1 protein-coding gene is annotated in these 1,407 nt (G+C 61.1%); it reads right to left on the reverse strand.

The annotated features are described in order from the left end of the window. The coding region (secY, locus tag J0I64_RS15340) for a preprotein translocase subunit SecY (protein WP_291409790.1) at positions 1–1,108 on the reverse strand (1,108 nt) is incomplete at its 3' end. Between the last annotated feature and the right edge of the window lie 299 nt (positions 1,109–1,407).

The following is a 1,407-nucleotide window of genomic DNA, read 5'->3' on the forward strand; positions in this document are numbered from 1 at the left end:
CATAGTCGATGTGCTGGGCAGTGCGTTCACCCGGACGGATGCCCGGAATGAAGCCGCCGGAGCGCTTCAGGTTGTCCGCCGTCTCGGTCGGGTTGAAGACGATCGCCGTGTAGAAGAAGGCGAAGAAGATGATGAAGAACGCAAACAGGGCCAGGTAAAGCGGCTGTCCGCGACCGAGGAGCGCCGTCACCGTGGTGAGCCAGCTCGGGGCATTACCCTGGGCCGCAAACGAGGCAATGGTGGCCGGCAACAGCAGCAGCGAGGAGCCGAAAATCACGGGGATAACGCCCGAGGTGTTCAACTTGAGCGGCAAGTGCGAGCTTTCGCCCTGGAACATCTTATTGCCGACCTGGCGCTTCGGATACTGAATCAGCAGCCGGCGCTGGGCACGCTCGAAGAAGACAATGGCGGAAATCACCACCAGCGCGAGCACGATCATGCCGAGGGCAGCAAAGCCCGGGATGGCACCAGTACGGCTCAGCTCGAGGGTCTGGGCGACCGTGTGAGGCAGGTTGGCGACGATACCGGCGAAGATGATCAGCGAAATACCATTGCCGACGCCGCGCGAGGTGATCTGCTCACCCAGCCACATCAGGAACATGGTACCACCGACCAGCGTGATCACGGTCGACAGGCGGAAGAACCAACCGGGGTTGAGAACAACGCCCTGGCTGCCTTCGAGACCCACGGCGATGCCATATGCCTGGACGGCGCAGAACGCGACCGCCAGATAGCGGGTGTACTGGTTCATCTTGCGGCGGCCGGCTTCACCCTCTTTCTTGAGAGCTTCGAGGCGCGGCGAGGCCGTGGCGATCACCTGCACGACGATGGAGGCCGTGATGTAGGGAATCAGGTTCAGCGCAAAGATGGCCATACGTTCCACGGCGCCGCCGGAGAACATGTTGAACATCCCGATGATGCCCTGCTGGCTCTGCTCGAAGGTGGCGCGGAACGCGTCAGGATCGATGCCCGGAACCGGAATGAAGGTGCCCAAACGATAAACAAGCAGCGCGCCCAGTGTGAACCAGATGCGCTGCTGCAGGGCTTTCGCCTTGGAGAAGGTCGAGAATGAGAGATTGCGAGCTAGCTGCTCGGCTGCGGACGCCATACTTCGCTCCCTAGAGCCTGATATGAGCTGAACGCGTCAAATCGTCGGCTCTAAAATTTCGTTGCCGCAGGGTTCTTGTGCGGAGTGATCCGCCCTCCCCTGCTCCGTGGCTTTGAGGCCAGGCGCGCTCGGAGCGCCCAGGGAGCATATAGGACTGCGCCCCCAGCGCAACAAACCAAAAAAACGCACCCGACCGCAAGGTCGGGTGCGCAAAGCCAAATTACTTGGCGGCGTACGGAGTCTTCTTCCAGGTTTCCTTGACGGGGATCACGTCAACCTTGCCACCGGCAGCTTCGATA

Source organism: Devosia sp. (genome assembly GCF_017307565.1).
Lineage (GTDB): Bacteria > Pseudomonadota > Alphaproteobacteria > Rhizobiales > Devosiaceae > Devosia.